The sequence below is a fragment of the Streptomyces sp. NK08204 genome, from assembly GCF_020400585.1.
In the GTDB taxonomy this organism is placed as follows: Bacteria; Actinomycetota; Actinomycetes; order Streptomycetales; family Streptomycetaceae; genus Streptomyces.
Genome location: NZ_JAINVF010000100.1, coordinates 1 through 385, shown reverse-complemented (window position 1 = coordinate 385; position 385 = coordinate 1). Strand labels below are relative to the sequence as shown.

Annotated in this window: 1 pseudogene; it reads left to right on the top strand. The window is 71.9% G+C overall.

Annotated features, from left to right (window positions below):
* Window positions 1-385 (top strand): annotated as a pseudogene (locus tag K7G59_RS34485) (methionine synthase); the annotation flags it as partial.

Sequence of the window (385 nt, the reverse complement as noted above, 5' to 3'; positions counted from 1 at the left end):
CGTCCCCGGAGCGGCACTGCCCGAACTGAAGCAGCGCCGGGTCCGCGCCACGCCGGCCGTCGAGGTCGAGGAACGCCCGGAGGAGGGCCACGTCCGCTCCGACGTCGCCACCGACAACCCGGTGCCCACCCCGCCCTTCTGGGGCACCCGGGTCGTCAAGGGCATCCAGCTCAAGGAGTACGCGAGCTGGCTGGACGAGGGCGCCCTGTTCAAGGGCCAGTGGGGACTCAAGCAGGCCCGCACCGCTGAGGGGCCGTCATACGAGGAACTGGTCGAGACCGAGGGCCGCCCGCGGCTGCGCGGCCTGCTCGACCGGCTCCAGACCGAGAACCTGCTCGAGGCGGCCGTGGTCTACGGCTACTTCCCCTGCGTGTCCAAGGACGAC